General features: G+C 62.1%; 1 protein-coding gene. It reads right to left on the bottom strand.

The window, feature by feature from the left end:
* Nucleotides 1-37: 37 nt before the first annotated feature.
* Nucleotides 38-1242 (bottom strand): IS3 family transposase gene (locus VSR71_RS34930; protein WP_342917900.1). Its coding sequence is split into 2 segments (ribosomal slippage): nucleotides 38-924 and nucleotides 924-1242, totalling 1206 coding nucleotides; the frame shifts between segments, so codons are not numbered across the junction.
* Nucleotides 1243-1336 lie beyond the last annotated feature (94 nt).

Genomic DNA, 1336 nt, shown 5'->3' with positions numbered 1-1336 from the left:
TGGATTTGCCCCCGTGTCCGCGGACACGGTCACACCCTTAGGTTGATAAGGCCATCGCACGCCTGAACTCGCGCGGAGAGCGGTAATTCAGGGCGCTATGGGGGTGCTGCTCGTTGTAGTGCTCAAAGGCAATGGCCAGATTGCGAACTGCAGTCTCGGCATCAGGCTTGGGCATGAAGGCGACGTAGTCGCGCTTCATGGTCTTCACAAAGCTCTCGGCCATCCCGTTGCTCTGCGGGCTGCAGACCGGCGTGGTTAGTGGCTTCAGGCCGATGGTCGACGCAAATGCCCTGGTCTTTTCGGCCGTATAGCCCGAGCCGTTATCGGTCAGCCATTCAATTTCCCTGGGCGTCTTCATCGCGTTTCCAAAGCGATTCTCGACGGCGGCCAACATCACGTCGCGAACCACGTCACCGCTATGCCCACCGGTGGTCGCCGCCCAACTCATCGCCTCGCGGTCGCAGCAGTCCAGGGCGAACGTCACGCGCAGCGGCTCGCCGTTGTCGCAGCGGAACTCAAAGCCGTCAGAGCACCACCGCTGGTTCGTCTTTGCTACCGCGACTTTACCCTCATGCCTGCGCTGCGGGCGTGGCGGGGCCACCCTGCGTTGCAGTAGCAGGCCGTACGCTCGCATGACCCGATAGACCCGCTTCGCGTTCACGGGAGGCGCGCTGCGATGCTCTCGGTCCCGGCGCAGTACGCCCCATACCCGGCGATAGCCGTAGCTGGGCAGATGCGCGACCGCATCGCGAATCTCCTCGACCAACCCTGCATCGTCGGTTTGCCTGGCGCCGCGCCCATCCTGCCAGTCTGCAGGACGAGCCAGCTTCTCTGCCACATTTGAGCGCGCTACACCGAGAACTTCGCAGACCCGCTTCACAGGTCGTCCCCCGGCAATGAGGGTGAGCGCGCAATCCATTTTCGCGACTTCATCACCTCCACTGCCTCACGGAGAATCTCGTTCTCCATGGTCTTCTTGCCCAGCAGGCGTTGCAGCTCACGAACTTGCTTGAGCGCATCGCTCAACTCGGAAGCTGGCACCACCTCCTCTCCAGCACTGACCGCAGACAGGCTGCCGTCCTGGTACAGCTTTCGCCAATGAAAGAGTTGGTTCGGATTTACGCCATGCTGGCGCGCCACCATCGATACCGTCTTACCCGGCTCGCAGCTCTCGCGCACCATCGCGAGCTTCTCTTCCGGCGACCACCGCCGCCGGCGCTCCGGCCCCGTCAACACTTCCACCAATTCCTGCTTCGTTTTAGTCATAAACACAGTCGTATGCCTACCCGCTATTGTAAGTGGGGGACTGTGTCCGGCGATTCAGGGGGCCGCTCCA

This window comes from Cupriavidus oxalaticus (genome assembly GCF_038900635.1).
GTDB lineage: Bacteria > Pseudomonadota > Gammaproteobacteria > Burkholderiales > Burkholderiaceae > Cupriavidus > Cupriavidus oxalaticus_B.
This window is presented reverse-complemented; position numbering and strand designations above follow the sequence as displayed.